General features: G+C 39.9%; 24 protein-coding genes. 3 read left to right on the top strand and 21 right to left on the bottom strand.

Annotated features, from left to right (window positions below; translation table 11 throughout):
* Positions 1–16: 16 nt before the first annotated feature.
* The 10 genes from QUF94_RS11120 to hmpA all read right to left on the bottom strand — a co-directional run bounded on the left by QUF94_RS11120 (position 17) and on the right by hmpA (position 13,090).
* Complete coding sequence (locus QUF94_RS11120; RefSeq protein ID WP_289315906.1) at positions 17–1,192, bottom strand: Glu/Leu/Phe/Val family dehydrogenase; 1,176 nt, start codon at positions 1,190–1,192, stop codon at positions 17–19.
* A 74-nt stretch (positions 1,193–1,266) separates the two neighbouring features.
* On the bottom strand, positions 1,267–2,925 hold the full coding sequence (locus QUF94_RS11115) for a thiamine pyrophosphate-dependent enzyme (protein ID WP_289315905.1): 1,659 nt from the start codon (positions 2,923–2,925) through the stop codon (positions 1,267–1,269).
* 78 nt (positions 2,926–3,003) lie between these two features.
* Positions 3,004–4,500, bottom strand: coding sequence for a sodium:solute symporter family protein (locus QUF94_RS11110; protein ID WP_289315904.1), 1,497 nt, complete (start codon positions 4,498–4,500; stop codon positions 3,004–3,006).
* Entirely contained in the window at positions 4,500–4,691 is a 192-nt protein-coding gene (locus QUF94_RS11105) for a DUF3311 domain-containing protein (protein WP_289315903.1), read from the bottom strand. The genes QUF94_RS11110 and QUF94_RS11105 overlap by 1 nt, the downstream gene beginning before the upstream one ends.
* Positions 4,692–4,777: 86 nt before the next feature.
* The gene (locus QUF94_RS11100; RefSeq protein ID WP_289315902.1) at positions 4,778–5,752 is read right to left on the bottom strand and encodes a hydroxyacid dehydrogenase; all 975 of its coding nucleotides are present in this window, start codon (positions 5,750–5,752) and stop codon (positions 4,778–4,780) included.
* 182 nt (positions 5,753–5,934) lie between these two features.
* Positions 5,935–7,863, bottom strand: a complete 1,929-nt coding sequence (locus tag QUF94_RS11095; protein ID WP_289315901.1) for a sigma 54-interacting transcriptional regulator — start codon at positions 7,861–7,863, stop codon at positions 5,935–5,937.
* A 779-nt stretch (positions 7,864–8,642) separates the two neighbouring features.
* Positions 8,643–9,086: a general stress protein gene (locus tag QUF94_RS11090; protein ID WP_289315900.1), complete on the bottom strand. Its 444-nt coding sequence runs from the start codon at positions 9,084–9,086 to the stop codon at positions 8,643–8,645.
* Positions 9,087–9,166: 80 nt separating this feature from the next.
* A complete protein-coding gene (locus tag QUF94_RS11085) occupies positions 9,167–10,414 on the bottom strand; it encodes a glutamate-5-semialdehyde dehydrogenase (protein WP_289315899.1) in 1,248 nt (415 codons plus the stop codon).
* Between the two features lie 38 nt (positions 10,415–10,452).
* Positions 10,453–11,541: a glutamate 5-kinase gene (proB, locus tag QUF94_RS11080; protein WP_289315898.1), complete on the bottom strand. Its 1,089-nt coding sequence runs from the start codon at positions 11,539–11,541 to the stop codon at positions 10,453–10,455.
* Between the two features lie 340 nt (positions 11,542–11,881).
* Positions 11,882–13,090, bottom strand: coding sequence for an NO-inducible flavohemoprotein (hmpA, locus tag QUF94_RS11075; protein WP_289315897.1), 1,209 nt, complete (start codon positions 13,088–13,090; stop codon positions 11,882–11,884).
* A 170-nt stretch (positions 13,091–13,260) separates the two neighbouring features.
* Here hmpA and QUF94_RS11070 point away from each other — a divergent pair, with 170 nt between their 5' ends.
* Positions 13,261–13,725 carry an RrF2 family transcriptional regulator gene (locus tag QUF94_RS11070; RefSeq protein WP_289315896.1) on the top strand — a complete coding sequence of 155 codons (465 nt, stop codon included), beginning with the start codon at positions 13,261–13,263 and terminating at the stop codon, positions 13,723–13,725.
* 117 nt (positions 13,726–13,842) lie between these two features.
* Here QUF94_RS11070 and QUF94_RS11065 read toward each other — a convergent pair whose 3' ends face one another.
* From QUF94_RS11065 to QUF94_RS11055, 3 genes are all read right to left on the bottom strand, one after another.
* Positions 13,843–14,046, bottom strand: a complete 204-nt coding sequence (locus tag QUF94_RS11065) for a hypothetical protein (RefSeq protein ID WP_289315895.1) — start codon at positions 14,044–14,046, stop codon at positions 13,843–13,845.
* A gap of 135 nt (positions 14,047–14,181) precedes the next feature.
* Positions 14,182–14,367, bottom strand: a complete 186-nt coding sequence (locus QUF94_RS11060; RefSeq protein WP_289315894.1) for a zinc-finger domain-containing protein — start codon at positions 14,365–14,367, stop codon at positions 14,182–14,184.
* 5 nt (positions 14,368–14,372) lie between these two features.
* On the bottom strand, positions 14,373–15,044 hold the full coding sequence (locus tag QUF94_RS11055; RefSeq protein WP_430103214.1) for a reverse transcriptase-like protein: 672 nt from the start codon (positions 15,042–15,044) through the stop codon (positions 14,373–14,375).
* Between the two features lie 222 nt (positions 15,045–15,266).
* Here QUF94_RS11055 and QUF94_RS11050 point away from each other — a divergent pair, with 222 nt between their 5' ends.
* Together QUF94_RS11050 and QUF94_RS11045 are read left to right on the top strand one after the other, a co-directional pair.
* A complete protein-coding gene (locus tag QUF94_RS11050; protein ID WP_289315892.1) occupies positions 15,267–15,680 on the top strand; it encodes a reverse transcriptase-like protein in 414 nt (137 codons plus the stop codon).
* A complete protein-coding gene (locus tag QUF94_RS11045) occupies positions 15,664–16,572 on the top strand; it encodes a DMT family transporter (protein ID WP_289315891.1) in 909 nt (302 codons plus the stop codon). The genes QUF94_RS11050 and QUF94_RS11045 overlap by 17 nt, the downstream gene beginning before the upstream one ends.
* 45 nt (positions 16,573–16,617) lie before the next feature.
* On the opposite strand, the gene QUF94_RS11040 is transcribed toward QUF94_RS11045, so the two are convergent.
* The 8 genes from QUF94_RS11040 to QUF94_RS11005 form a co-directional block, all read right to left on the bottom strand.
* Positions 16,618–16,899, bottom strand: coding sequence for a DUF6123 family protein (locus tag QUF94_RS11040; protein WP_228467451.1), 282 nt, complete (start codon positions 16,897–16,899; stop codon positions 16,618–16,620).
* 125 nt (positions 16,900–17,024) lie between these two features.
* Complete coding sequence (locus QUF94_RS11035) at positions 17,025–17,900, bottom strand: 5'-3' exonuclease (RefSeq protein WP_289315890.1); 876 nt, start codon at positions 17,898–17,900, stop codon at positions 17,025–17,027.
* A gap of 85 nt (positions 17,901–17,985) precedes the next feature.
* On the bottom strand, positions 17,986–18,813 hold the full coding sequence (locus QUF94_RS11030; RefSeq protein WP_289315889.1) for a sulfurtransferase: 828 nt from the start codon (positions 18,811–18,813) through the stop codon (positions 17,986–17,988).
* Positions 18,814–18,825: 12 nt separating this feature from the next.
* Positions 18,826–19,587, bottom strand: a complete 762-nt coding sequence (locus QUF94_RS11025) for a DNA polymerase beta superfamily protein (RefSeq protein WP_289315888.1) — start codon at positions 19,585–19,587, stop codon at positions 18,826–18,828.
* 15 nt (positions 19,588–19,602) lie between these two features.
* Positions 19,603–23,340 (bottom strand): dynamin family protein, encoded by a 3,738-nt coding sequence (locus QUF94_RS11020; protein WP_289315887.1) that lies wholly within the window; start codon positions 23,338–23,340, stop codon positions 19,603–19,605.
* A gap of 161 nt (positions 23,341–23,501) precedes the next feature.
* A complete protein-coding gene (locus QUF94_RS11015; protein WP_289315886.1) occupies positions 23,502–23,666 on the bottom strand; it encodes a hypothetical protein in 165 nt (54 codons plus the stop codon).
* A 137-nt stretch (positions 23,667–23,803) separates the two neighbouring features.
* On the bottom strand, positions 23,804–24,334 hold the full coding sequence (locus QUF94_RS11010) for an isoprenylcysteine carboxyl methyltransferase family protein (RefSeq protein ID WP_289315885.1): 531 nt from the start codon (positions 24,332–24,334) through the stop codon (positions 23,804–23,806).
* Complete coding sequence (locus QUF94_RS11005) at positions 24,334–25,422, bottom strand: type III polyketide synthase (RefSeq protein ID WP_289315884.1); 1,089 nt, start codon at positions 25,420–25,422, stop codon at positions 24,334–24,336. The genes QUF94_RS11010 and QUF94_RS11005 overlap by 1 nt, the downstream gene beginning before the upstream one ends.
* Positions 25,423–25,517 lie beyond the last annotated feature (95 nt).

Genomic DNA, 25,517 nt, shown 5'->3' with positions numbered 1-25,517 from the left:
CTGAAAATAAAACACATTATTGTGGAGATAAAGCTTCGGAAGGCTCTGCATATTCCAGCAAGTCGCTGATTGTCGGTTTAAATATTTCATAAGCTACATCTCTTTGATATTTATTTTGGGTTTTTGCTTGTTTAAACAAGTGATACGTATTTTTCCTGCATAGTTTTTCGATATCATCAACTACAGCTTGTGGATTTGGATTTACTAGTCCGAAAATAACCGCATCATAAAATCTAATCGCCCCAAGGTTCGCAACGAAATCATTGACAACATCAATTCCTCTTTGTTTTATGATTTCGTCTCCCTTGGAAGAAAGGGGAATGTTTGCCGCCTCCACAATTAAGCTTGCTTTTACGCTTTTAGCATTTGATTTGTGGATGACATCCTCTAGTGCGGACGGAATTAAAATGTCGCAATCTATATCGAGCCAATCCGTGTTTGACCTTACATCGTAATGCGATTCAAAAAATTCTTTATCCATTTCTCCGTATGAATTCTTGCGATCAATAAGCTTTTGGACATCTAATCCTTCTTCACACGTTACCAAAAGGTTGGCATCAGAAATTCCTACAACTTTATAACCTAACTGGGACATTTTCAATGCACAACTAGCTCCTACACAGCCGAATCCTTGAATGACAACTCTTGCTCCATCTTTTCCGCTCTTAAATTTCCATGCCTCATCTGCCGAAAATGCTACACCATAGCCTGTTACGACATCGTTTAAAAACAACCCGTCAATTTTTGTCGTCAAAAGTTCATCAAAGTCTTTTATCCCTTGCAGAACATTCGGATTCTGCTTCATTGATTTCGTAAGAGGTATATCCATACCAAACTCATTGAATATTTTGAGCACATCTTCATATTTGGTACCTAAGTCACTGCCTAAAGATACCCCGATGTCTATATAAGGCATCATCGCAATTAGAAATCTTCTTAATACTGCATACGCGTCTGGCGCTTTATAATCATAGGCAATGCCCGCTTTACAACCGCCTGTCGTCTCGGACTCACAGGCTACATACTTATAAGCCATCGCCTCAGCTAATCTTTCAACCTCTTCTCGTGTAACCGTTGGATGCATTCTTGTACCGCCGCCTGCGTAGCCTTTAACAAAGTTATGCACGACCAGCCACCCTTTTGCATCTGTTTCCGTATCATTCCATTCCACAACTAAATATGGTTTTAACATTTGTGAACCCTCCCTTTTTATTAATTCCTACGACTGATTTCTAATGGAAACATACCAAAGCATGGATGCCGCAACTACTTGTTGGACACTAGTTTTTCGTGTACTCCCATCTTGTCTTGGCCTACAGTTAGAATATTTGGATTGACTGCAACTTCAATTACAGCCGGAAGCCCTGAAGCAATCGCCCTTTGCAGCGCTGGCGCAAAATCACTATTTTTTTCAACCTTTTCACCATGCGCTCCAAACAAGCGGGCCAATTCGGCAAAATTAGGGTTGGACAATTCAGTTCCAACGACCCGTTTTGGAAAGTGCCTTTCTTGATGTACACGAATCGTTCCGTAAATATTGTTGTTCACGACAATTGATATGGTCGGAATTTTATACCGTACAGCCGTTTCAATCTCTTGGAGAGTCATCATAAAGCCGCCATCTCCTGAAAAAGAAACAACATGTTTCTGAGGCTGCGCCAGCTTTGCCCCAATTGCAGCAGGCAGTCCATATCCCATCGCTCCCGAAGTTGGCCCCACGTAAGTGTTTTCATGTTCAAAACGATAATATCTGGATAGCCATCCAAAAAAATTGCCGGCATCATTTGTAATAATGGTGTCCTTCGGAAGACAAACAGCAACGTCATGCATTAATCCATCCATATCCACGAAATCTTTTGCGTAGTCGGCCTTTGGTTCAGAAAATGTCATATATTTTTCATGCAATTCTTTCACATTATCTTCGCTTGAAATGGAAGAACCTGAAGCTTTCAGTGCTTGTTCTAAGAAACTCTTGGCATCTGCTTCAATGGCAAGGGAAGGAGCATACACTTTACCAAAAATATCGGGACAAATATCTACATGAATCAGTTTTGTATTTTCAGAGAGCAAGGTGTAATCTTGTGTTCCTACTTGAGAGAATCGTGTCCCTAACGCCAAAACTACATCTGCATCTCGGATTGCATCAAGTAAATATTGAGGTGTCCCAAACCCCAGCCATCCTGCATAGCAGGGGTGTGAGTTCGGAAACGCGTCGAATCGGCGGAAAGCGGTAACAACAGGAATTTTCATTGCCTCGGCAAACTGTACAAGCAGCCTGTTAGACTTAGCATGAATCACACCGCCACCAGCAATCAATACGGGGCGCTCCGCGTTTCGTATCGTCTCTATCGCCTGCTTCACATCGTCCATATGTGGTTGGGGAGGAAGCGAGCGATAAGAAGGATAGATGTTCAACTCTGCCTCATCCTCTAACATGTCATGCGGCAAAGCCACTAATACAGGACCCGGACGTCCCGATCGCGCCATATGGAACGCCCGTTGCAATAATTCCGGGATTCTTTCCACACGATCAATCTCAACCGTCCATTTACATAAATGACTGAAAAAACCCGTCAAATTCACTTCCTGAAACGCTTCCTTTTCTTTAAAAGGGCGTTCGACTTGGCCAATAAGCGCAACCAAAGGGGTTGAATCCTGAGCAGCAGTATGAATACCGATAGCTAGGTTTGTAGCACCCACTCCACGCGTTGCCATACAAACTCCTACCTCACCTGAAGCCTTCGCATACCCTTCCGCCATAAAAGAGGCACCTCCTTCATGTCTGGCGGAAATAAGTTCTATTTCAGGATGTTGATATAGTGCATCCATTACACTAAGATAACTTTCACCTGGTACACAAAAAGCTTTTTTTACCCCTTCTTTAGCCATTACTTCTACGACTGCTCTTCCTCCACTGACTTTCATATTCAGCCTCCCGCTTTCAAGAACGTGTATTTGTTCTGCTAATTTATCTTTCTATTAATATTGCACTCATTCTTACTATCATTTAACAAGTTTTTCGATACCGGAAACTGGTTTATTAGCTTCTTCCGTCTCAATTGAAGTATTTCTTGTAATAGCACTTACTCCCAAAGTTACTGCAATGTTGATGAATAATACAGCTAACCCCACATCAAGATCTTGTATTGCTTGCGGTAGAGATGGGAATAGTGTGGCAAGTGTCGTACCTGATGTAGTCGAGTAAATGACAATTAGAATTCCAGCTATCATTCCGGCAAAAGCTCCTTGAACGGTAACAGGATTCTTTTTCCACAAACTGAAAAATAGTGCTGGGAACAACTGTGCCATGAAGCTATATGCCATAAGATACAGCGTAAAAATCGACTCCCCGCCATTGAACGTAAAGTATAGGGTCACTATAGAAATGACAGGTACTAACATCATGCTCAATCTTCGAAGTTGGTCATCTGATGTATTCGGTTTCCACACCTTATATACATTTTTTGAAAGTATCGTGGCCGTAGCCGTCAACACGAGTGAACTAGGTATAAGGGCGGCCATCGCCCCAGATGCTCCAATAACTCCAACAAACCAGGGATCGAATGACATCTTCGCCATTTTAAATAAAGCCAAATCTGCTTCTGCTCCCTGTAAATTCGGAACTTGAAGAATCGCAGAAAAACCAATAAAAAGCGAAAAAATGATGATTACTTGATAAATTGGCATAACCCCAGCGTTCCAACGAAGTGATTTTGGACTTTTTGCAGAAAACACTCCCGCTAACATATGAGGAAACATATAGAATGCCAGTGCTGTCATAATCGTAGCGGAAATAAACCAAGAGATACTCAATCCTTGTTCAGGGAATATCAATAATCCATGTTTTGCTGTATCGATTGCTTCAAACATCGACTGCAAACCACCGTAATAATGAAGTGGAAAATAAATCCCCATAAAGACGACAACTGCCAAAATCATGATATCTTTAATAACCGCCGTCCACGCTACGCCATGCATCCCTGAGGCAGTTACATAAATTGTGATGGCAATTACACCTACAACTATAGCCACATTAGGAGAGATGGACCCATAGGAGGCTTCCGATACGATAATTCCTAACCCTTTTAACTGCATGATCAGATAAGGAATAATTGAAATAACGCTGATTACCGCCACAAGAACACCTAAAGCCGGACTATTGTACTTCTTGTCATAAAAATCGGATTGAGATATGACATTATTTTTTTTGGCATATCTCCAAATTGGCGGCAACAGCCAATAGGCTATTACAAAATAGAAGCAATTGAAAGCATATAAGGCTGGAGGCATACCAGATCTATAAGCGCCGCCGCTGGCTCCCAAAAACGTATATGTCGTAAACATTTCACCTGCAATCAAAAAGAAGAGCAAAAAGCTGCCGAAACCTCTTCCACCTATAGCCCATTGTTCCAAACTCATATTTTTACCTTTTCGAGCTTGAAGCCCTAACCAAATACACAGAACCAGAAAGAAAAGGATGACAAGCAAGGCTTCATTCATTAGTCTTCTTCCTCCTTGGTTGCAGGATCAAGTTTATTAGCAATTATCAAGCACACCGATGTAAGACAAACCCAACATATGGCCCAAAAAAGAACAAATGGCATTCCTAAAACATATGGTTCAATTCGATTGATAACAATGAGCGAGCCAAGTGCTGGTACCGCACTTATCACATAGATTATTTTCTTCATTTGTTCACCATCCTTATCAACAAATGCCAAACCCGACCTATCCACTTCTAACCATTCAGAAAAAACAGATAATTATACTTGTATCATCACTTTGGCACCCCTTTAGTTAAGGGCTCATTTACTGCCCAATTCGGTTTCATTCCAGTAAGGACTTGGTCCACTTGCATTGCTGCATGTACAGCCATGCGTATCGAACCTTCTTTCGTCAATGCCGCATTATGAGGGCTGACAATCACATTATCCATTTTAAAAAGGGGATTCCAATTATCAGGAGGCTCAACTTCAAATACATCTATTCCAGCGCCGGCAATTTCACCCGCTTGCAAAGCATTTACTAAATCACTCTCCTTCACTACGCCTCCCCTGGAAGCGTTTACAAAATAGGATGAGGGTTTCATCCAGGAAAACTCACGGCTTCCTATTATTCCTTTTGTTGTTTTCGTTAACGGCAGATGCAGACTGATAACATCAGAGTTTCTGAAAACCCACTCTAAGTCAGTTAATATCTCTAACTCCGAATTCGTGCTGTCCGTAACATAGGGGTCGTAGCCAATCACTTTCATATCGAAGCCTTTTGAAGCTTTTTTTGCCAGTATTCTACCAATTCTCCCTAGTCCAATAATCCCTAATGTCTTGCCTTCCAAATCCATGCCAAAAAGTTGATTGCGGATAGCAAAATTCCCACTTCGCAGCTCTTTATCAGCCACACTCAAGTTTTTGGACAAAGATAAAATAAATGCCATTACATGTTCAGCTACAGCATTCGCATTTGCCTCTGGCGTATTTGTTACATAAATGCCCCGTTCTGTAGCAGCTTCGATATCGATATTGTCCAACCCAACTCCATACTTAGCAATTACTTTGAGGTTTTCAGCTGCTTGAATAACTTCCTTATTTATTACAGCCGTTGATCTCGTTAATACTGCATCACAATCCTTGATTTCTTCCATAAGGATTTCTTGTGCCAGTTCAGATCCTACTTTAATCTTATAGCCTTTTTCTACTAAATAACTTTTCCCCTCTTTCTCTATATCTTGAGGAATATACACTAAATGACTCACATTACCACCCTTTCATGTTAACCTTGAAGGAAAAATCTTTCCTACTCATTGTATATATACAATTATTGTGCCAACATAAAAAACATCAGTTTATTCAAGAAAGAAGCCAATTAGTTCTCAAATTAAGACATAAATAAAGTTAACAAATTGTTTCATAATGAATTAATAAGTTTCATTACGTTTCAATTTGTTTCAATACTCCAGTTTTTCATCTTTCTCCATAAAGTCGTGCGACTCATCCCTAACTCCAAGGCAGCTTTTCCTTTATTAAAATTAACCTTATTTAACGTTTGAACTATTCTTTCACGCTCGGATAGATGTATCCCAAGTGGCATATCAAGTTCTTCTGCTTGTTTCGACAGTATTTTCTTTTTACTTCTATTCGGAAAATACATTTCGATATCGTACACATCAATTAACTTGTCTTTATAAAGAGCACATAATCGCTCACAAAAATTTTGCAATTGGCGAATATTCCCTTCCCAATTCTCTTCACTCAGCTTTTTCATGGCAGTATCCGTAATCTTAATTTTTTGATCCGAATGGCCTTTCTGAATAAAAGCATTCACCAATAACGGAATATCTTCTCTACGTTCCCGAAGCGGAGGCAAGACAAGGTCCAGCACACTCAAGCGATAATATAGATCCTCCCGAAAGTCATTACTTTTGACCATTTGCATGAGATCTTTGTTTGTTGCCGACACAATTCTCACATCAACCGGAATCACTCTATCATCACCGATACGCATGATTTCTCGCTCTTGCAGGACACGAAGCAGCCGACTTTGCATTTTTGGGGAGATTTCTCCTATTTCATCTAAAAAAATCGTACCTCTATGAGCCAATTCAAAATATCCTTGCTTTCCGCCTTTCATAGCCCCTGTGAAAGCTCCTTCTGCATATCCGAATAACTCACTTTCCAATAAATTTTCGGGAAGCGCAGCGCAATTAATGGCTACAAACGGGTTATTTTTCCGGTTGCTATGATTATGTATGCTTTGGGCGAATATTTCCTTGCCCGTTCCGGTTTCTCCAATTATAAGAATGTTTGAATCTACTTCACTATAATGTTGAGCAGTTTCAATCGTCCTCTTAATTTCGGAACTCCGGTACAATATATCATCAAAGGTGTACTTAGCCACATGTCCACGTGAATGAATCTTTCTAAAGAACTTCCCTTCCATCTCCTGAATGCGTGTAACATCTTGAAAGGCGACCATATCCCCCACTTTTTTACCTTTTAAAAATATCCCAACTTTTTTTACCGATAATTGAATGGCTTTGTAAGCAACGATATCTTTTTCGTATTCATTGTCACTTAACAGCATATTACGAAATTTTCCGTCCTTTATCATATCGTATATAGAATTTCCAATTAAGCTCCCCTTGGAAATGGATAATATCTCCTGAGCCGCCGTATTAAATACAGATATTTGTCGTTTTAAATCTATAGCAATAACCCCTTCATAGGCATAATTAAGAATCGTTTGGTAACGCTTGGTCTTCTCCTGTTCCCTTCTGCTGACAAGAGCTACTCTTTTCGCCTCAATCAACGCCTGCCGAAATGATTCCTTTCCAGTGTCAACCAGAATGGCTCCCAACCCTATCTCTTCAGCATAGTTACAGGTACTTAAACCACTTAACACCACCTCACAGCCATCTCTGGCTGCTAAATCCACTAAACTAACTGAGGACTCGATATCATTCAATATATAGGACTGAATTGGCAAATCAACGATATCCGAAAGGTTTTCCACGCCATAAATCATATTCAGCGCTCCTATAACGGCCACTTTTTTACTGCCAAAACGTGCCTTGCAATCATACAGGGAACGAATGAGATCAATACCTTGTACAGGTATATCAACGATAGGAATAGATTCATTGCTTTCTTTTAATAGTTTCGTGATTAATCCCCTTGAGATGATTACATCAGCATCAAGCTTCAACTTCCCAATCCTATCGGCATCCTCTACTACCTCCTCTAAAACAAACTTCACTGAACCGTTATCATTGTTTTCCGATTCTTCCAACTGGTTGAATTCCTCAAACCTTTCAAAAGCATCCGTAATATACCCTTTTCGAGGAACAACGAGTTTAATTTTTATCAAAACACCAACCTCCAACGTAAAATCATTTTGGTTTATTGAATATAATCTCAAGTAACCTGATAGTTAAGCCCTAGTCAAATCAGGATGTATTTAATCGAGATGGAAAAGTATGCCAAGCAAATGTTTTCGTTCAGAATTATATATATCATTTTTAAAATCACTTTTTGAAAAACAAAAAACCCTGTTACCATGGGTTTTTTCGTCAATAAACGACCTTTTCACTTTTAATTTACACCCTAGTATTCGAATTGTTATTGATAGCAGATTATTCCTTCAATAAGAGTCACATTCAAATTATCTCATCAAAACTTTTTATAGTCTTTTTACTTACATTACCCTACTCACCTTTTTCTTCTTGGAATGTTTATTTTTCCCCTGCTTATCATCGCTGTAATAAGCTTTTACCATTAACAACAGTATGAAAATTTCTTAAAGTTTTCATTATTTAGTGATTCAATGAAATCTAAAACTGAATTAAAAATGCTAGCCCCTCTTTGCTGCATAAAAAAATTACCTGGCATGTAAATTTCACTTTTTTGGTATAATTTTCATTCCTTTCTCGACAATAGGACTATATTCCTTATATTCTTCATCCAAACGTGGAATTCCTTTTGGTTTTATAGTTACTGACAATAAAATTAGTCTACAAACACATTAACCCCGTTCAAGAAATCCTGAACGGGGTTTTTCAATAAACACGATCTGTTTCATTTTGAGTATTGGAGGACAGGAAGCTTAGTGTCAATCATCGTAGAACTGTTCATTCAAGGAGGTTCTACTTACGAACTTAAAACTGGATCGGCAATGACAAGGATTTTCCCGGACTTGATACCCTCCATATATTGATCGACTTCGGCTTCCTCCAGTCCCATATCCAATAATGGCTTTCTCAATCCGCCTGCTCCCGATGCTGCCCCGGCTGCGGCTCCGCCAAAAGTGGCAAAAATCGGTCCTGCCGCCAATATTGGACCAATTCCTGGTACGGCTAATGCACTCATTCCAATAAGCAGGCCTGTCAACCCGACAGCTCCGCCGGCTGCTGCCCCAGCAACTAATCCATCAGTCTTTGCCGGGCTGACTTCCTCAGCTTCATTGGGTAATTTATCAATGTTTTTTGCCACTACTGATATTTCATCGGATGTATATCCTTGTTCCTTTAAATTTCCGACTGCTGAAATCGCTTCATTTTCATTTTCATATATTGCTATAAACCTCTTGTCCATGGTATCTGCTCCTTTAAAAGTAATGTACTATACAATACCCTTAATTGAGTTTCAATAACCTTCTATGAAAAAAATGAAATTCACTCCCGGATTTGCCCCTGGCCATAAATGAAGTACTTGCTTGATGTCAAGGCCGGTAAACCCATAGGTCCACGTGCATGGAGCTTTTGTGTGGAAATGCCGATTTCTGCGCCATAACCAAATTCAAAACCGTCGGTAAAACGGGTGGAAGCATTATGATAAACTGCTGCCGCATCCACTTTATTCAAAAATACGGTAGCGTTTTGTTCATCTCTCGTCAGGATTGCTTCGGAATGCTTGGTACCGTATCGATTAATGTGTTCAATGGCATCCGAAACACCTTTTACAATTTTTACGCTGATTTTTAATGCTAGGTACTCTGTAGACCAATCATCCTCCGTAGCCTTTTTCGCTCCCGGAAAAGCGCTGCAAACCGCTTCGTCTCCGTATACTTCGATACCTTTTTCGTCTAGGATTGCCAAAATCCGCTTACCATTTTCTTCAAACCATTTTTCGTGAATAAGAAGGCTCTCAATTGCATTGCATACGGAAGGGCGCTGTGTTTTACCGTTTAAGACAATTTTCTCGACCATCGTGATCTCTGCTGTCTGATCGATGAATATATGGCAATTACCTGCTCCTGTTTCAAGGACGGGAACAGTGGACTCCTTAATGACCGTTTCTATTAAATTCTTTCCGCCGCGAGGAATCAAAACATCTAAATACTCATTAAGATGAAATAGTTCTTTAGCGGTTTCACGGCTCGTATCCTCGATTAACTGAACTGCTTCCATAGGAATCTCCGTATTCTCTAAAGCTTTATGGATGGAAGAGACTAGTGCCATATTGGAGTATTTGGCTGACGAACTACCTCTTAAGAGGACCGCATTCCCCGTTTTCAAGGATAGTGTAGCTGCATCGATGGTCACATTAGGCCTGGCTTCATAAATCATTCCGATTACACCGATCGGCACTCTTAACTTTTTAATCAATAACCCATTTTCTTTTTCGATAGTCTCCAATTTCTCTCCAATAGGATCCTTTAAATCGATTAAAAGTCTAATTGCCGCTGCCATGTCATCAATACGGTTAACATTTAACATGATTCGATCTAAAGTAGACTCACTGAAGCCTTTTTTTCTGCCTTCTTCCAGATCCTTTTGGTTTTCTTTTATCAGACGATCTTTATCGATAACAAGTTGCTTAGCAATTTTCCCAAGTGCCTCATTCTTCTTATCCGTTGTTAATCCAATTAGCTGATAACTGGCTTTTTTGGCTGCCTTACCTTTCGCAGTCACTTCACTCATTTTCAAATGCCCCCTTTTCCTTCGCTAATATCGATAACCTATGCCTTTACCCATTTATCACGATGGATCACTTCGATGGAAGTGATCACAAGCTCGGTTGTCCGCTTGCCCATCGCCTGTTTTAACTCTTCGTCGGAATAAAGGACCTCACCCCGCCCCAATAATCCTTTTGTACCAAAGACTTCGACGACATCGCCCTTATTGAAAACTCCTTTAATTTCATAAATTCCAGCTGGCAGCAGACTGCTGCCATTTGAAACTAAAGCCTTTTCGGCACCTTCATCAACGAAAATTTTTCCGGATACTTTTGAATGAAGCGATATCCACTGTTTGTTTTTCGTTACCGTCGTCATGACATCATTCCCAATATATGTGCCATCACCGTTGCCTTCTAGGATTGTCAGAAGTTTTTCACTCCCCACACCAGATCCGATGAATACTTTCACCCCAAGAGACAATGCAGTTTGGGCTGCTATCAACTTTGATTTCATTCCACCGGTTCCAACATTAGACCCCGCACCTTCTGCCATTTGCAATAAATCCGCCGTTACTTCGGAAAGCTTTTCAAATCGTTTCGCCCCTGGATTTGTCTGTGGATTGGAATCATAGAGCCCATTAATGTCCGTTAATATGATCAGGTTGCTGGCATGGACTAATCCGCTTACTAAGGCGGATAGCATATCGTTATCACCGAAAGTCAACTCCTCGACTGATACTGTATCATTTTCATTTATAATCGGAAGGATGCCGCGTTCAAGCAATTCCATCAATGTCGCATATGCATTTTTATATCTATCTTTTTTCGAGAAATCTTTCCGTGTTAATAATATTTGCGCCGGAACTATCCCGAATCGACCTAATTGTTCCATATATGATTGAATCAATAGGCTTTGCCCTACAGCTGCAGCAGCTTGTTTTCCTTTAAGAGTGACAGGTCTCGTAGGATAACCGAGCTTGCGGAAACCTGTCGCTACGGCACCTGATGAAACAAGGACAACTTCATGTCCCGCTTTCCTTAATGCTGCAACTGCCTGGATATGATCGGAAAATTTTTTTTGGTCGATTTCACCTTGTGTGTTGGTTAAAGAACTACTTCCTATCTTTACTACGATGCGTTTCTTTTCCATCGATTTTTTCCTCCAATAAATATCTTAGACATGAAAAAAAGCCCTTTTCATCCTCGAAATAAGGACGAAAAGGGCTGCTCTCCGTGGTACCACCTTCATTGAATGCAAGTTCATGCATTCCACTTTGCCTGATAACGCCAGGATTTGCGCCTATGTTTTGCATAGGACTCAAGAAGCAGGTTCTGCGCTTTCCTGTCGCGGGTCTTCCAGCAATTGACGCCGCTCTCTGTCACAGTGATTCTCGCATACTAATCTTCTCTCAACGTTCATTGTTTTAATATAGTATGCAAAATTATCTTCTTGATGTCAATAACATTCCAACTATGAATGAACCTGTACCTTATAACGCCATGGCTGGGCCGAAGAACTCATAGTGTATTTTATCGGGATTTACCCCCAACTCTTTCAGGTAAGTGATAATGGCCTTCATGAAAGGAACAGGACCACACACATAATAATCAGCATCAGGTTTTACATGACGGCTCAACAATTCCTTATCGATATACCCTTCCTTCTCAAAATTCGGCAGGTTCTTATCCTCCTCACTCGGATTTTTAAAGACGAAGGATAAATGATAGCTGGCAAGCTTGTGCGTCAGCTCTGTCAATTCCTCTCTAAACGGCTGTAAATTTCCATTACCTGATGCATGAATGAACTGGACATCACGCTCAGGCTTTTGTTCAGCCACCGCATGGACCATGCTCATGAAGGGTGTTATACCAACGCCTCCGCTCAGAAATACTGCAGGTGTTCGTTTTTCCAAGTCGATGGTGAAATCCCCTGCAGGAGCCGTTACGTCTATACTGTCACCCATCTGAATGGATTCATGCAAGTAGTTCGAGACCCTTCCATCAGGAGAGATTCCCGGCTTTTCTTTTTTGACGGAAATCCGGAAGTAATCTTTCCCCGGAACATCAGACAAACTATACTGACGGTTGAATAAATAGCGTTCACCCGGTATCTCGATACGAACGGTAATATATTGTCCAGGAAGAAAAGATGGAACCTCATCGCCATTTGATGGCTTTAAATAAAAGGAAGTGATTACATCACTTTCGCGGACTTTTTCCACCACAGTGAATGGTTTGAAATCTGACCATCCCCCTACCTGATTGGAAGCTTGGTCGTACATTTCCTTTTCGATGCTAATGAAAACATCGGCAATGACTCCATAGGCCTCTCCCCAAGCTTGGAGGATTTCTTCTGTAGCCGACTCTTGTAAAACTTCCTTGATTGCACCTAATAGGTGTTCTCCAACAATCGGATAATGCTCGGCTTTAACTGCGAGACTTCTGTGTTTTTGTGCTATTTGCTTCACGGCAGGTAAAATCGTTTCAAGTTTATCTATATATTTAGCTGCTGCCAAAACCGTGTTGGCAAGTGCATTTTGCTGGCGCCCTTTTTTTTGATTGGCGTGATTAAAGACATTTAATAATTCAGGATGTGCTTCGAAAAGATTTTTATAGAATACAGTTGTTATAGTTGTACCATGCACTTCTAAAACAGGTACGGTTGATTTGATGATATCGATTGTTTTTTGGGATAGCATACGAAAACTCCTCTTCATAAACAAGTATTTTAAATACATGTTTATATTAGAACTTAAATCCATTAAAAGCAATATTTTTAATGCATCTTTTCAGAGAATAAGTTTTCATGTTTATAAAATGTTCACATTTATGATATAGTCAAATGGGGATAGAATGTGAGGCGATAAACATGAGGTTGACGAGTTATTCCGATTACTCACTTAGAGTGTTGATTTACCTGGCTTCCCACGACCAAAGCAAATTATCAAATATAAAAGAAATTTCTGAAGTTTATCAACTGTCTAAAAATCATTTGATGAAGATTGTTCATAATCTAGGTAAATTAGGCTATATTGAGACGATACGTGGAAGAAATGGCGGTTTCCGTCTAGCAAAATCCCCCGCTGAAATAAATGTAGGGGAACTGGTGCGGAAAACCGAAGAGGATTTTTATCTAGTGGAATGTTTTAAAGATCACGATAACTGTGTGATTTCTCCCGTTTGTTCTTTGAAATTTGTCCTTAATAATGCCTTGGATGCTTTTCTACAGGTCCTTGATCAATATACGATTGCAGACTTCATCGAAAATAAAGTGATGCTCAAAGCATATTTCGATTCGGTAAAGCAAAATGAAGAAGAGCCCGATTTTTTATAATCGGGCTCTTCTTTCATTAACTGATGATCCGTTCAATCTTCCATCCCTTTTCCATTCGCAAATCAATGATCCCTGTATTGGTTTTCAATAAAACTTTAAGCGGATCGTATGGATGGATCATAATGACTCTTTATTTGCTTGCTGCATTTCTTCAAAAAGGTAATAAATATGAGGAATCTTTGCCGCTTCTGCAATGACAGGTGCAACTTCCGCTTTAATCACTTCAACCTTTTCAAGCTGTATCTTTCCTGCTTTACGTATATCTTGAAAGATGTTTTTTATTTGATGCGAAGCTTCGTTGATTCTTTCATGAATTGTCACTTTAGGTTGTACTCGATTTTCTGACCATACAGCTTCCCTTTTCTTTTTTCAATGCTCTCACACTTTTCTCTAATTTTCACCTATAATACCCTATCCTTCATGACCCTGTTTCATAATCAAAGCAATTTTCAGTACTTACGAACGGCCACTAAGTTCATTGCCTAGCTGTTTTAATTTTTCACCGACTGTACATTCTGATATACAGAACTGATGGGCATAAGAACGCCCCTTCTCTTTTCGAAAATGCTTTCGTAAAAAACAATCTTGGCAAAACGAAGCGAGAACATCTTCCACTTCTTCATATATTTTTTTCCTGTTCATTGTTGTTATGGCTCCTTTGACCCAGCAACTTCTATTTTGCTGAAAATGGCTTTTCCCTGAAGAGCAAGTGTTGCCAGGCGATCGGCTTCCTGGTTTTCTTTTCGTGAAATAGGCATGTAGACCGGAATGATCTTTAACTTATCCATTTTCGCTTCAATGCGGTCCAGCCATTTATTCAAGTTTTCTTCCATACAGGGCCATTCACCGGAAAGTTGATTTAAGACAACTAGAGAATCCCCTTTAAATACACAGCTTTGGTGATGGATTCCAAGTTCGTCCATCTGCCTTACCGCTTCATGAAATGCTGCATATTCCGCTTCATTATTGGATTCGAATTGCTCCAATTTTACATTAGTGCGTAAACGCCAGAACTTCTTACCTTGACGAAAATAAATTGCAACACCGATTCCTGCCATCTTTTCATCTTTTTGAAAACCGCCATCAAAAAAAACCGTTACATCCTGCGGCTCTTCTTCAACTTCAGTAAGGAGTTTCTTTAGCTCCTTCTTTGTCCATGCTGTATCGAATTCATCCTTGAATTCCACTTCTTTCAGCCTTCCCGCCTTTTCAAGATCCTCTGTAATGACTAGTGCAGTCCCGGCATCAAGCCAATCCGAAACGAAATCGGCAGATGGTTTTTTTGAAGCATGATATGTCCATTGCATAATTACCTTCAAAGATTTCCAGCTCCTTATCAATTCACTATTCATGCAGAACAGCTTACAATTTTCATACCTTTTTCTCGTCCCACCATTTATAATATAATGTAAGCAATAGAATCACTCTTTTCATTATAGTTCCCATATCAGCCTGAAATTCTCATGTTTCAATCTTAATTTTATATGAAACAGTTTTTAATCATAGCATATTAACAGCTTAATCTCGAGGAGGAGCACATCTTGATCGAAGTGTATATTGATGGTGCCAGTGCGGGCAATCCAGGGCCGAGCGGGGCAGGTGTTTTCATAAATAATAATGGTGTGGTCGAGCGGCACTCCATTCCGCTTGGAAATATGGAAAACCATGAAGCGGAGTACCATGCTTTAATCAAAGCGTTGGAAATTTGTGTAGCCAATAATTATCAAATCGTTTCTTTTCGGACTGACTCCCAAGCCATCAACCAGGCCATTGAAAAAAGATTTGCAAAAAATAAATACGCCATATTGCTGGAACGAGCGCTTAAACTTTCCGCCGAGCTTGAATTATTTTTCATGAAATGGATTCCAAGTCTCGAAAACAAGTCAGCGGATGTATTGGCGAGACGTGCCATTCGATTGAATAAGGCTGAGGAAATTCATGAACAAGACAGCTGATTTTTCATTATTATTCGTTGTATTCATCTGGGGTGTCACTTTTGTCATGGTTCAAAATGCCCTATCGTTTCTTGATCCCTTCACGTTTAATGCCGTCCGTTTTTTCATGGCCTTGTTTTTCTTACTCATCCCTTATATATCGACTTTACGCAAAAGAGGGAAAACATGGAATAAAGGCCTTTTTAGAGCAGGGTTTCATATTGGGGTTTGGCTTTTTCTTGGGTATGGTCTTCAAACGATTGGATTGAATCATACAACTCCTGCGAAGACGGGCTTCATAACAGGCCTAAGTGTCGTCATGGTACCTGTTTTTTCTCTGTTACTTTTGAAACATAGGCTTTCCCGCAATACGATCATAGGTGTGGCAGCTGCAACCGTGGGGCTTTATTTAATGACTTTCGCGGACCGCTCCAATTTGAATATCGGTGATTTACTCGTATTTTTATGCGCAATAAGTTTCGCCATGCAGATTATTACGACCGCCAGATATGCCAAAACCCATCCCGCTTTACCGTTGACGCTGATTCAGGTTTCCACCGTATCTTTCTTATCCTTTGTTTCAGCCTTAATTTTCAAAGAGAATCATTCTGTCATCTTCAGCTCAGAGGTCATGTTACAAAAAGACGTATGGACTGCTTTATTGGTTACGGCAGCACTTGCCACGGCGTTCGCCTTTTTCGCCCAAACCTACTTCCAAGCCTATACGACACCTACAAGAGTCGCGTTGATCTTTTCAATGGAACCGGTTTTTGCTGCGTTATCCTCATACATATTGATAGGGGAAAAATTGACTTCCGCTTCCATCATCGGCTGTGTCTTCATTTTCATGGGGATGGTACTTGCTGAGCTGCCTGCGAAGAAAAAGAAACCGGTCACACAGGAGTTTACCTGAAAAACCAAATAAAATAAATCGGACTTCAAAGTTAAGAAGTCCGATTTATTTAAGCAGGCCCTGTTCTTTAGCAAACGATACCGCTGCACTACGCGTTTCAATGCCATTTTGTTTTAAGTTTTCCAAAAAGGAAATATAGAAACTACCATCAAAGTTCTTTTGAACCTTCAAAGTCAATTCTATTGCTGCATTGACTAAAATATCACTTGCGTCAGTGTAGCGCTTACCAAAATAAATAAAACCTATAGCGTCATTACCAAAAGTGAATCCCTTACCCTCTAAAAAACTAACATACTCTTCAGTTGATTTCGCCACTTCTGCATCCACTCCATACTACATGCCTTATTTTCATCTTACCGTAAATCAAAGATTTTGACTATCCATTTTTCGACAAAAAATTCACCCTGCAAATTAAAGGAGCTCCCATTGGAGAGCTCCGAAAAGTTTCATTATTAAATCATTTTCAGTAAAGCCCTGAATTCATGATCCCTAGCCAGATTTTTGACCTTCTCGCGATCATACCGATAGACAGCATCATCCAAAGAACATGAAATTGGTACATCACATTTTATTTCTGCTAGCTGTCTGGATAAATGGAGCATATCGACGGCTGATTCAATCTTAGCCCGTTGTCCGTTGGTCAATGAAGCAACATTTTCAAGAATCCCTTCGATACTTTGATACTGAATCAATAATTTCAATGCAGTCTTCTCCCCTATCCCCTTAACTCCGGGATAGTTATCAGCTGTATCGCCCATTAAAGCTTTTAAATCAATCATTTGTCTTGGAGTGATCCCTTTCCATTCAAAAAAGCTATCGGGATTATGCACTTCATAGTTCCCATATCCTTTTTTTAACAAAAGAACGGAAATGTTTTCTTCAATTAACTGGAGCATATCTTGATCGCCTGTCAATATACCCACTCGGCTATGTTGTGCAGATGCCTTCGCAATTGTCCCGATACAGTCATCCGCTTCATATCCTGAGAGCCCTATGTTAGGAATATCAAACGCTTCAACCGCTTTTTTCGCTAGGTCGAATTGAGGGATCATTTCGACTGGAGCTTCTGAACGATTAGCCTTGTATCCATCAAATAATTCATTTCTGAAAGTCTTGCTACCCATATCCCAGCACACCGCTACATGACTAGGTGAAAAATGATTCACTGCCGTCAGCATATGCTTCAAAAAACCTTGAACGGCATTAGTTGGAATGCCTTTTGAGTTTATCATGAATTGACCAGTAACGGCCGTTGCATAAAAAGCTCTAAATAATAACGCCATCCCGTCAACAAGCATAAATGATGGATGTTGTTCATTTTCTTTCATTAACACATTATCACCTCTATCATGATGTACATCCATTTTAACATAACTGTCCTCTTTTTTAAGGATCGTTTAATTGGAAAAAATATTATTCAATCGGATTTTCATCATAAGAGATCCAGTCACTGAAACTGCCAATATATATCTTCACATCTTTATAGCCCGCTTCTTTCAGGGCGATATAATTGGGAGAAGCCGTTACACCTGAACCACAGTACACAATGATTTCCTTATCCATGCCGATACTTGAGAAATTCGCCTGAAGATCTTCCTTTTTTTTATAATAGCCATTTTCCAGGACGTTCGACCACACCTTATTTACTGCACCAGGTATATGGCCGGCTTTTTTATCAATCGGCTCCTCGATTCCCTCGTACCGTTTAGATTCCCTTGAATCCATTAATACGACATCGTCAACCCTATTCATAGTATAATCCTTCACTTTTTGAAAAGATGCAAAAACGGTTTGATTTAAATCGATTTGATATTGTGTTTGAATATAATTCGTTTGATTCGAGTCAATCGGGTAGCCCGCATCCTTCCAGGCGCGATATCCCCCGTTAAGAACATGGACTTTCTGATGCCCAAGATAGCTCAGCAACCAGACAAACCTTGAAGCAAAAGAACCTTCTCCCCCATCATAAGCAACAAGTACCGTATCATTGGTGATGCCATTTGATTCCAGTTTGTTTTTAAACGTTTCCAGGTCAGGAAGAGGATGTCTTCCGCCATGTTCTTGAACCTGCCCCGATAAGTCCTTTTCAAGATCGAAATAAACAGCACCGGAAATATGGTCTTTTTGGTATTCATTAAACCCTGCATCAGGAGAGCCTAGACGAAAGCGGCAGTCACAGATCCTGATATCACTAGAATCCAACAACGGCAACAGCTCTTCTTTTTCCATTATATAACCCATCTGCATAACCCCCTATTTCAAAATGGTCCAAATTAATTGATTAAGCTCCGTTTCCATGTTCTTCCCGGGAGGAAGCTTAGTTATTTCATTCTTTAAAAAAAGTGATTTCCCTTTTAATAACGAAAGATTCTTTTCGCTTTCATTGATGTTCATACATTCTTCCTTTTGTTTTGCCTTAAATATTCGGGTCATCCTGGTTTTCATTTCTTGATCGATTGAAACCACATCAAGCAGTTCCCATACTGATAAAGGTGGCAGTGAACCCTGTTGGATGATATATACCAGGATTAAATATGAACGGTAAACTTGTACCCATGTTTTTAGTTCTTTTCTTTCGGATTCCATTGGTTTTGCCAATTGTTGAAGATTTTCTGTCATCATCCGATAGTAATGGTGTCCTAGTGTCTTTTTGGAATAGCTATCCGTTATCAAATCATTCATCTTCCTAAAATAATCCGGATGTGTAACCAGCTGGATTGGCGACTGAAATAATTCAAATAGAGCAGGATTACTCTTTACCGTAAGACGGGATGATTTAAAAAGATCCCAGCCTTCCATATCATATAGACCTTGTTTCAAATGAATCACTTCAACGGGCTGACTCAAGCTGAGGTATGTTCGCTTATCATTATGAACATATATAAACCGAACATCGATATCCGAATGGGCGGAAGATAAACCAAAAGAATGGCTGCCTGTAACAGCAGCCATTAAAATGGTCATATTCTCATTCTTTTCTAGGTATTTCAATTTTGAAATAAGGTTTTCTTTCATGAATGAACCTCGTTTCTATTTTGAATGCATTTTTGCCAATTCCGCAACTGCATTTTCATAATACGGTAGATCGACCGTTTCCTCCAATGCTGCACGTAAACCTGCAAAGATATCCGATATTTCCCTCTTAAACTCTTTTTGAATCGAGAGTAACTCTTGGTCGAGGACTTCATTATACATTTCGAAAATCCGCTCACCCTGTCCTTTTACATACATAAGGGCAGGTTCATCCAAACGCTTCTGAAGCCCTTCGCTCATTTTCAATTTCTCGTTTTTTTCAAAGAAGGATTTGGGATTTTTAAATAACGCCAATTCCTTTTTGAATTCGCCAGTATCCATTTGGACAAAAGCTCCTGTGAACTCAAGCGACTCCCTCTCATTAGGTTCATATGGCTGTAATGAAAGGTTTTTTCTTACTTTTTGAATTTGCTGAAGCAAACTGCCTTGTTTCTCATTCAGCAATTTATTTACGAACATTTCCGTCCTTAAAGCCGTTGCCCGCATTTCCTGGGCAAGGTCAAAGCCTAACGCATCCAATAAGTTCTTCATTGCTTGCTTGAGGACAATTTTCAGATCCCCTCCATCATCCTTTAAAACAGCAGGGTTGAACGATTCTTTGAAGAAATCATTAAACCGGAAAAAGACCCGTTGTTTACTATAGAAAGTCAGTTCATCGATTTCTTTTTTCAAACGTTGCTTTTCTGCATCCCCTTTAATGACCGAGAGAAGTTCCGAAATGGACTGAGCCTCATCTGAAAGGGACTCCAGGGCTTTTCGTTTCGCTTTTTCATCCTGCCTGGAAGCTGTAATTACATCCCGTAGCAATTCTTCCGTTCTTTTTACAGCCGCTTGAGCGGATTCAATTGCAAGTCCAGTTAAATCGTTTTCGATGAAAGAATCGAATTGGTCTTGGAATTCCGAAATACCGCTATTCGGAAGGAACGAATGCTTAAAGGAACCAGGCATTTGTTTTTCCATCAAAGCACCCTTGCTCGTTAGCGGGAATAGTTTTGGAAAACGGATTCCGAATCCATTCAATTGATCTGTGACATAATCCTTCACTTCGTCTAATTCGTCAGTGGTTTGTGCAAGATCGACGGCATTGACAATGAAGAACATCTTATCCATGGCGAAAGAATCTTTCACACGTCCAAGTTGTATCAAGAACTCCCTATCTGCCCGTGAAAATGGGTGATTATAATAGGTCACAAAAAGGATGGCGTCCGAATTCTTAATATATTCGAAAGCTGCTCCAGTATGTCGGGCATTAATCGAATCCGCCCCAGGAGTGTCAACAAGGACCATCCCCTGCTTTGTCATTTCACAGTCATATCGCAATTCAATCAAATCAACAAGACATGACTTGGACTCTTCCGCAGCAAAACGTTTAAACCCTTCAAGATCTACCGTAACCACATTTCCTAAATCATTTTGGTGCTCGGACAGTCCTTGATGAAACGCCCTAAGGAAGGATAAATGCGTTTTCCCTTTATCAACTTCCCCCGCCTTCGCAATGATTTGCCCTGCTAGCTGAAGTGCTTCATCCAGAGTCTTGGCCGATTTATCAAAAGCTGCCAAAGCCAAGCTTACATCTTCCAACAGCATCGCTTCCGTCTTTAATTTGACGGTTGCCGTCCCATGTGGATGCTCAGCGTCTGAAGCCATGATTTTATTGATTGCAGCAGTTGTCGGATTAGGTGAAACAGGAAGGACACTTTCTCCCATCAACGCATTGGCAAAGGAAGATTTGCCTGCACTGAATGCACCGAAGAGGGCAACCGTGAAAGTCTGCTGTTCCAAGCGATTCGCCTTATCCGTCAATTCTTTATAAAGTGATTGAAACCCTTTCAAAGGTTGTATCAGCTTGGCCGCCTGATGTAAACCGGCTGCTGTCTCCATTAGCTTTTCTTTTCCACGTAAATCAAAAGCACCAGATGAAGAAACAGCCACAGAAGGTACGGCCTTATTTTCTTTATCATGATCTTGTTCAGGTTGTTCGTTGACGTGCTTTGAATTACTTCCTTTATCGGTTTTCATGATTTTGACTGTAATATTTTTTTCTTCCTCTTCCCATTGAGTTAAAAGCGTATCAATATCACGTTCATCGACCAATGATTCAGATTGATTGGTTATGGCCTCTAAACGTTCCGTTTGGTACTCGATTTCCGCGTTCATCGCCGCAGTAACTTTAAGGGCTTCCGCAAATTCAGAAAAACCTTCAAGCTCTTTATCAATGGAAATAGACTGCTGTTCCACTATTCCTTCCATTACGGCAACCATACCATTCAAAAATCCTTCTGATACATCACGTGCTTTCTTTTTGATGGCTGCGGCCAAATCATTCGTATAGTTTAAAACGTATTCACCTGTAATATCGACTTGAGGCTTTAAAGAGTTTTTTATGTAAGCTTCCGTAACCTCGATTTGAAGTGCCTGAGCTTTACTTTCAAGTGTTGAATCATGGATTTCCGCTTTATTAAGCGTTTTAGCCGCTAATTCTTTAAGATGCCATTCAAGCTGGGTCTTTACCTTTTCTTGTAAATCCGTCAAGAATGCTTTGATGCGTTCCCCACGTTCTGCCTCCGTTTTTTTCTTGGCAAATAATAGACCCATTTTAAAGTCAGGCTGAGCCGATTCCAAGAATGATTTACCTAGGTCCCGTGTAGCCGCGGGCATGATGTACGCACTTTTCAAAATTGTTTCCAATGCTTCAGCATATTGGACTTTGATGTCCTCTATACGTCCAGTCAATGAATTTTTTTCTTTTATTAGGCTGTCCACTTGATTCGTCAGGTGAATTCGCTCTTCATGAGGAAGTTCCGATAATACTTCAAAATCATCGGCATGTGCCTCTTCATATTGGTCCTTCAGCCAAATAAGATGCCTTTCGACTAGGGCTTTAGCCGATTGCATGATGGCATCTTTCCCATCATTTTGACCTTTGCCCGCCATTTCATAGATAAACTGCCGGACCACTTCTATTTCATTTTCGCTATTGTTCAAATCTCTTACAGATGTATAAAAAATGCCATCAGGATATACATTCCAGTTCGCAAATGCTTCAGAAACGGAAAGCTTGAAGTCTTGAAAGCTAAGCTCGGCCTCATCATGCTTATCGATCATATTGATAATTAAGTATGTCGGCTTTTCAGCCTCCAACAATTCTTTTGTGAATAGGAAATTCACTTCTGACTGGACGTGATTATAATCCATAACATAGAATACGACATCAGCTAGATGCAAGGCAGATTCCGTAGAAACTCTATGTGCATCGTCTGTCGAATCGATTCCTGGCGTATCCATGATTGCACATGAATCCGGCAGTGAAAAATGATTGGAACTTATCGTTATTGCCGATACTGAATCACCATCCTTGGCAAATTTCTTAACCTCTTTAAAATCATAAGGTGCCGGAAATAAGACTGGTGGCTGTTGATGGTAAAAGACTTTGGCATAGTCTTCCCCTTTTTGGACTTTTACCGTATTTGCACTCGTTGGAATCGGACTTGATGGCAATACTTGATCACCGAGGAGAAAGTTGATCATACTTGACTTGCCCGCTGAAAAATGGCCGCAAAAAGCAATGATGAACTCCTCATCATTCACTTTCATGATTAACTGTTTCATTTTACCGGCATTGCCTGTATCTCCTGCCGATTGGAATTTCTCATACATGGCAGTCAAAATCCCCAATTTGGACTGTTGCTTTAATGTTTCTTGAATCATGAATCCATACCCCTTAACTATCGTCATTTTGATACTCTTATTGTAAACGATTTCGTTTATTATTCATACCATCAGCTTTAGTTTTACTATATGATTCATTACAGGCCGTGTTCAAAAAAAACCGCCGTTTGGCGGATTCATCTAGTTTGATTATATAATCGTCGTGAATGCAAAAAAAAACCAGGTGTTTACCTGGTTGTAGGGGTGGGGTTAAATGCAGCTCGGTTTTCCATTGTTGACTCGGTATAAGGTTTTACTGCCTTTGCCGGTTTTTGAATATTATTTAATACATATTTCATCACAAAACCATATGTAGCGATTGTCAATAAAATGAATACCCAGACCATTACCAACACCATCCTCTTATATATTGAGTAGCTTTTAGTTTTTAATAATAAATTTATCGATATGTGATTGAGAATAATTTTCATCTTCATTTAGAATCTTATCACGAACGATAATCATTTTCAATAAGAATTTATAATTTTTATTATTTTCCCTTAAAAACCGCAGAATATTCCGTATGTTCCTTTAATGCCTTCTCTTCTAGGGGGATTCTTACAGCCATCATCCAAACGTTCAGTAAACTAAAGATGATTGCAGTATAATATGCATTGAATAATAAGGAAATAACTATAATCTCAGTTGCTACTATTATATAGTTCGGATGTTTGAAATATTTATAAGGTCCTTTAATGACTACTTCGGCATTAGGAACCACGATGATTTTTGTATTCCAATGTTTTCCCAATGAACTGATTACCCAAATCCTTCCCGACTGCGCAATTAGAAACAAGATCAGCCAAATTGGCCAAACTCCAGCCACATCCCGTTCATACACGACCACCTCAATAATGAGAACAATAAAAAAACTAAGGTGCATTAGAACCATCCATCTGTAATGAGACTCACCGTATTCTACAGCTCCTGCAACTTTCAGCTGTTTTTCATTTTGCTTGGCAATATATAGTTCAACGAGGCGTTGAATGGCAATCAAGATTATGAAAATGGCGAAGATCATCATTTCCACCTCATTAACACAAGTTCAGATGAAAATCCAGGCCCCAATGCAGCAGCCAAGCCGACTTCATCTTTATTCCCGCCACGCTGCATGAATCTCTCCAGGACGTACAAAATAGTGGCTGAGGACATATTGCCAAATTCCTTCAATACACTCATTGATTCTCCCGTCATGCTTTCATCGAATCCCAGGGCTTCGTGATAAGCATCAATTACTTTTTTCCCTCCAGGATGAGCAATGAAATCTTTGATATCCCCAAGCTCCAATCCATTCTCCATTAAGAATTCCTGAACATTCGGTTTAAGCCAATCTTTGATGATTGAAGGTATATCTTTCGAAAAGATCACGTATAACCCTTGGTCTTTAACATCCCACCCCATTACATCCAATGAATTCGGCATAAGCGTGGATTGCGAATCCAAAAATTTCAAATGGCTTCCTTTTCTTGAAAACTGTTCATCCGGTACTTCATCACCGCAAACCAAAACACAGCTCACTCCATCAGAAAATAAGGAAGTTCCAATTAAATTACTTTTGGAGATATCATTCCTTTGAAATGTCAGACTGCATAACTCCACACTTAAAACAATGACCTTCGCCGCCGGATATGCTTGGCAATATTCAAAAGCACGTGATAGGCCACTCGCTCCCCCTGCACAGCCAAGTCCCCAAATCGGGATTCTTTTTGCATGCGGGTTAAATGAAAGCTCATTCATTATCCTGGCATCGATGGTCGGGGTAGCGATACCCGTACTTGAGATGAAAAAGAAAGCATCCAGGTCGTTTGCATGCAGTTCTTCTTTTAAAAATTCTGTGTTGGCTAAACATTTTTCTATAGCCTCTTTCCCAAACTTGACTGCCTGTTTGATGTATAAATCATTCCGATCGGAAAAAGTATGATCCTCTTTAAACCAATCAAGATCATTTGAAAAATATCGATTTTCCACTTGTCCATTTTTAAAGGCCTTTAGTAACCGTTCTATATTCTTATACGAGGGTCCAAAGATTTCTCTCGAAAATTCCATGATTTTTTCCTGTGAAAGTAAATATGGTAGCTTTATATGTGATGCAGATAATAAATATGGCATGATCCCACCCCTTATTATTCATGATATGGTTAATATACCCACCGAGATGTCATTTATGCTTTACGGCTTAATGGTTATATTTATTGATGTTTCAT

It is taken from the genome of Peribacillus sp. NJ4, from assembly GCF_030348345.1.
GTDB lineage: Bacteria > Bacillota > Bacilli > Bacillales > DSM-1321 > Peribacillus.
Note: the sequence above shows the minus strand (reverse complement) of the source record. Positions and strands in the feature narration are given on the sequence as shown.

Coding starts and splice junctions, on each gene's coding strand:
- QUF94_RS11005 (WP_289315884.1), bottom strand. CDS start 25,422: ATGCCATATTTATTATCTGCATCACATATAAAGCTACCATATTTACTT.
- QUF94_RS11060 (WP_289315894.1), bottom strand. CDS start 14,367: ATGAACAGGAAAAAAATATATGAAGAAGTGGAAGATGTTCTCGCTTCG.
- QUF94_RS11120 (WP_289315906.1), bottom strand. CDS start 1,192: ATGTTAAAACCATATTTAGTTGTGGAATGGAATGATACGGAAACAGAT.
- QUF94_RS11070 (WP_289315896.1), top strand. CDS start 13,261: ATGAGGTTGACGAGTTATTCCGATTACTCACTTAGAGTGTTGATTTAC.
- QUF94_RS11085 (WP_289315899.1), bottom strand. CDS start 10,414: ATGAGTGAAGTGACTGCGAAAGGTAAGGCAGCCAAAAAAGCCAGTTAT.
- QUF94_RS11020 (WP_289315887.1), bottom strand. CDS start 23,340: ATGACGATAGTTAAGGGGTATGGATTCATGATTCAAGAAACATTAAAG.
- proB (WP_289315898.1), bottom strand. CDS start 11,541: ATGGAAAAGAAACGCATCGTAGTAAAGATAGGAAGTAGTTCTTTAACC.
- QUF94_RS11025 (WP_289315888.1), bottom strand. CDS start 19,587: ATGAAAGAAAACCTTATTTCAAAATTGAAATACCTAGAAAAGAATGAG.
- QUF94_RS11010 (WP_289315885.1), bottom strand. CDS start 24,334: ATGATCTTCGCCATTTTCATAATCTTGATTGCCATTCAACGCCTCGTT.
- QUF94_RS11035 (WP_289315890.1), bottom strand. CDS start 17,900: ATGAAAGAAAATGAACAACATCCATCATTTATGCTTGTTGACGGGATG.
- QUF94_RS11105 (WP_289315903.1), bottom strand. CDS start 4,691: ATGAAGAAAATAATCTATGTGATAAGTGCGGTACCAGCACTTGGCTCG.
- hmpA (WP_289315897.1), bottom strand. CDS start 13,090: ATGCTATCCCAAAAAACAATCGATATCATCAAATCAACCGTACCTGTT.
- QUF94_RS11110 (WP_289315904.1), bottom strand. CDS start 4,500: ATGAATGAAGCCTTGCTTGTCATCCTTTTCTTTCTGGTTCTGTGTATT.
- QUF94_RS11045 (WP_289315891.1), top strand. CDS start 15,664: ATGAACAAGACAGCTGATTTTTCATTATTATTCGTTGTATTCATCTGG.
- QUF94_RS11115 (WP_289315905.1), bottom strand. CDS start 2,925: ATGAAAGTCAGTGGAGGAAGAGCAGTCGTAGAAGTAATGGCTAAAGAA.
- QUF94_RS11030 (WP_289315889.1), bottom strand. CDS start 18,813: ATGGGTTATATAATGGAAAAAGAAGAGCTGTTGCCGTTGTTGGATTCT.
- QUF94_RS11090 (WP_289315900.1), bottom strand. CDS start 9,086: ATGGACAAGAGGTTTATAGCAATATATGAAAATGAAAATGAAGCGATT.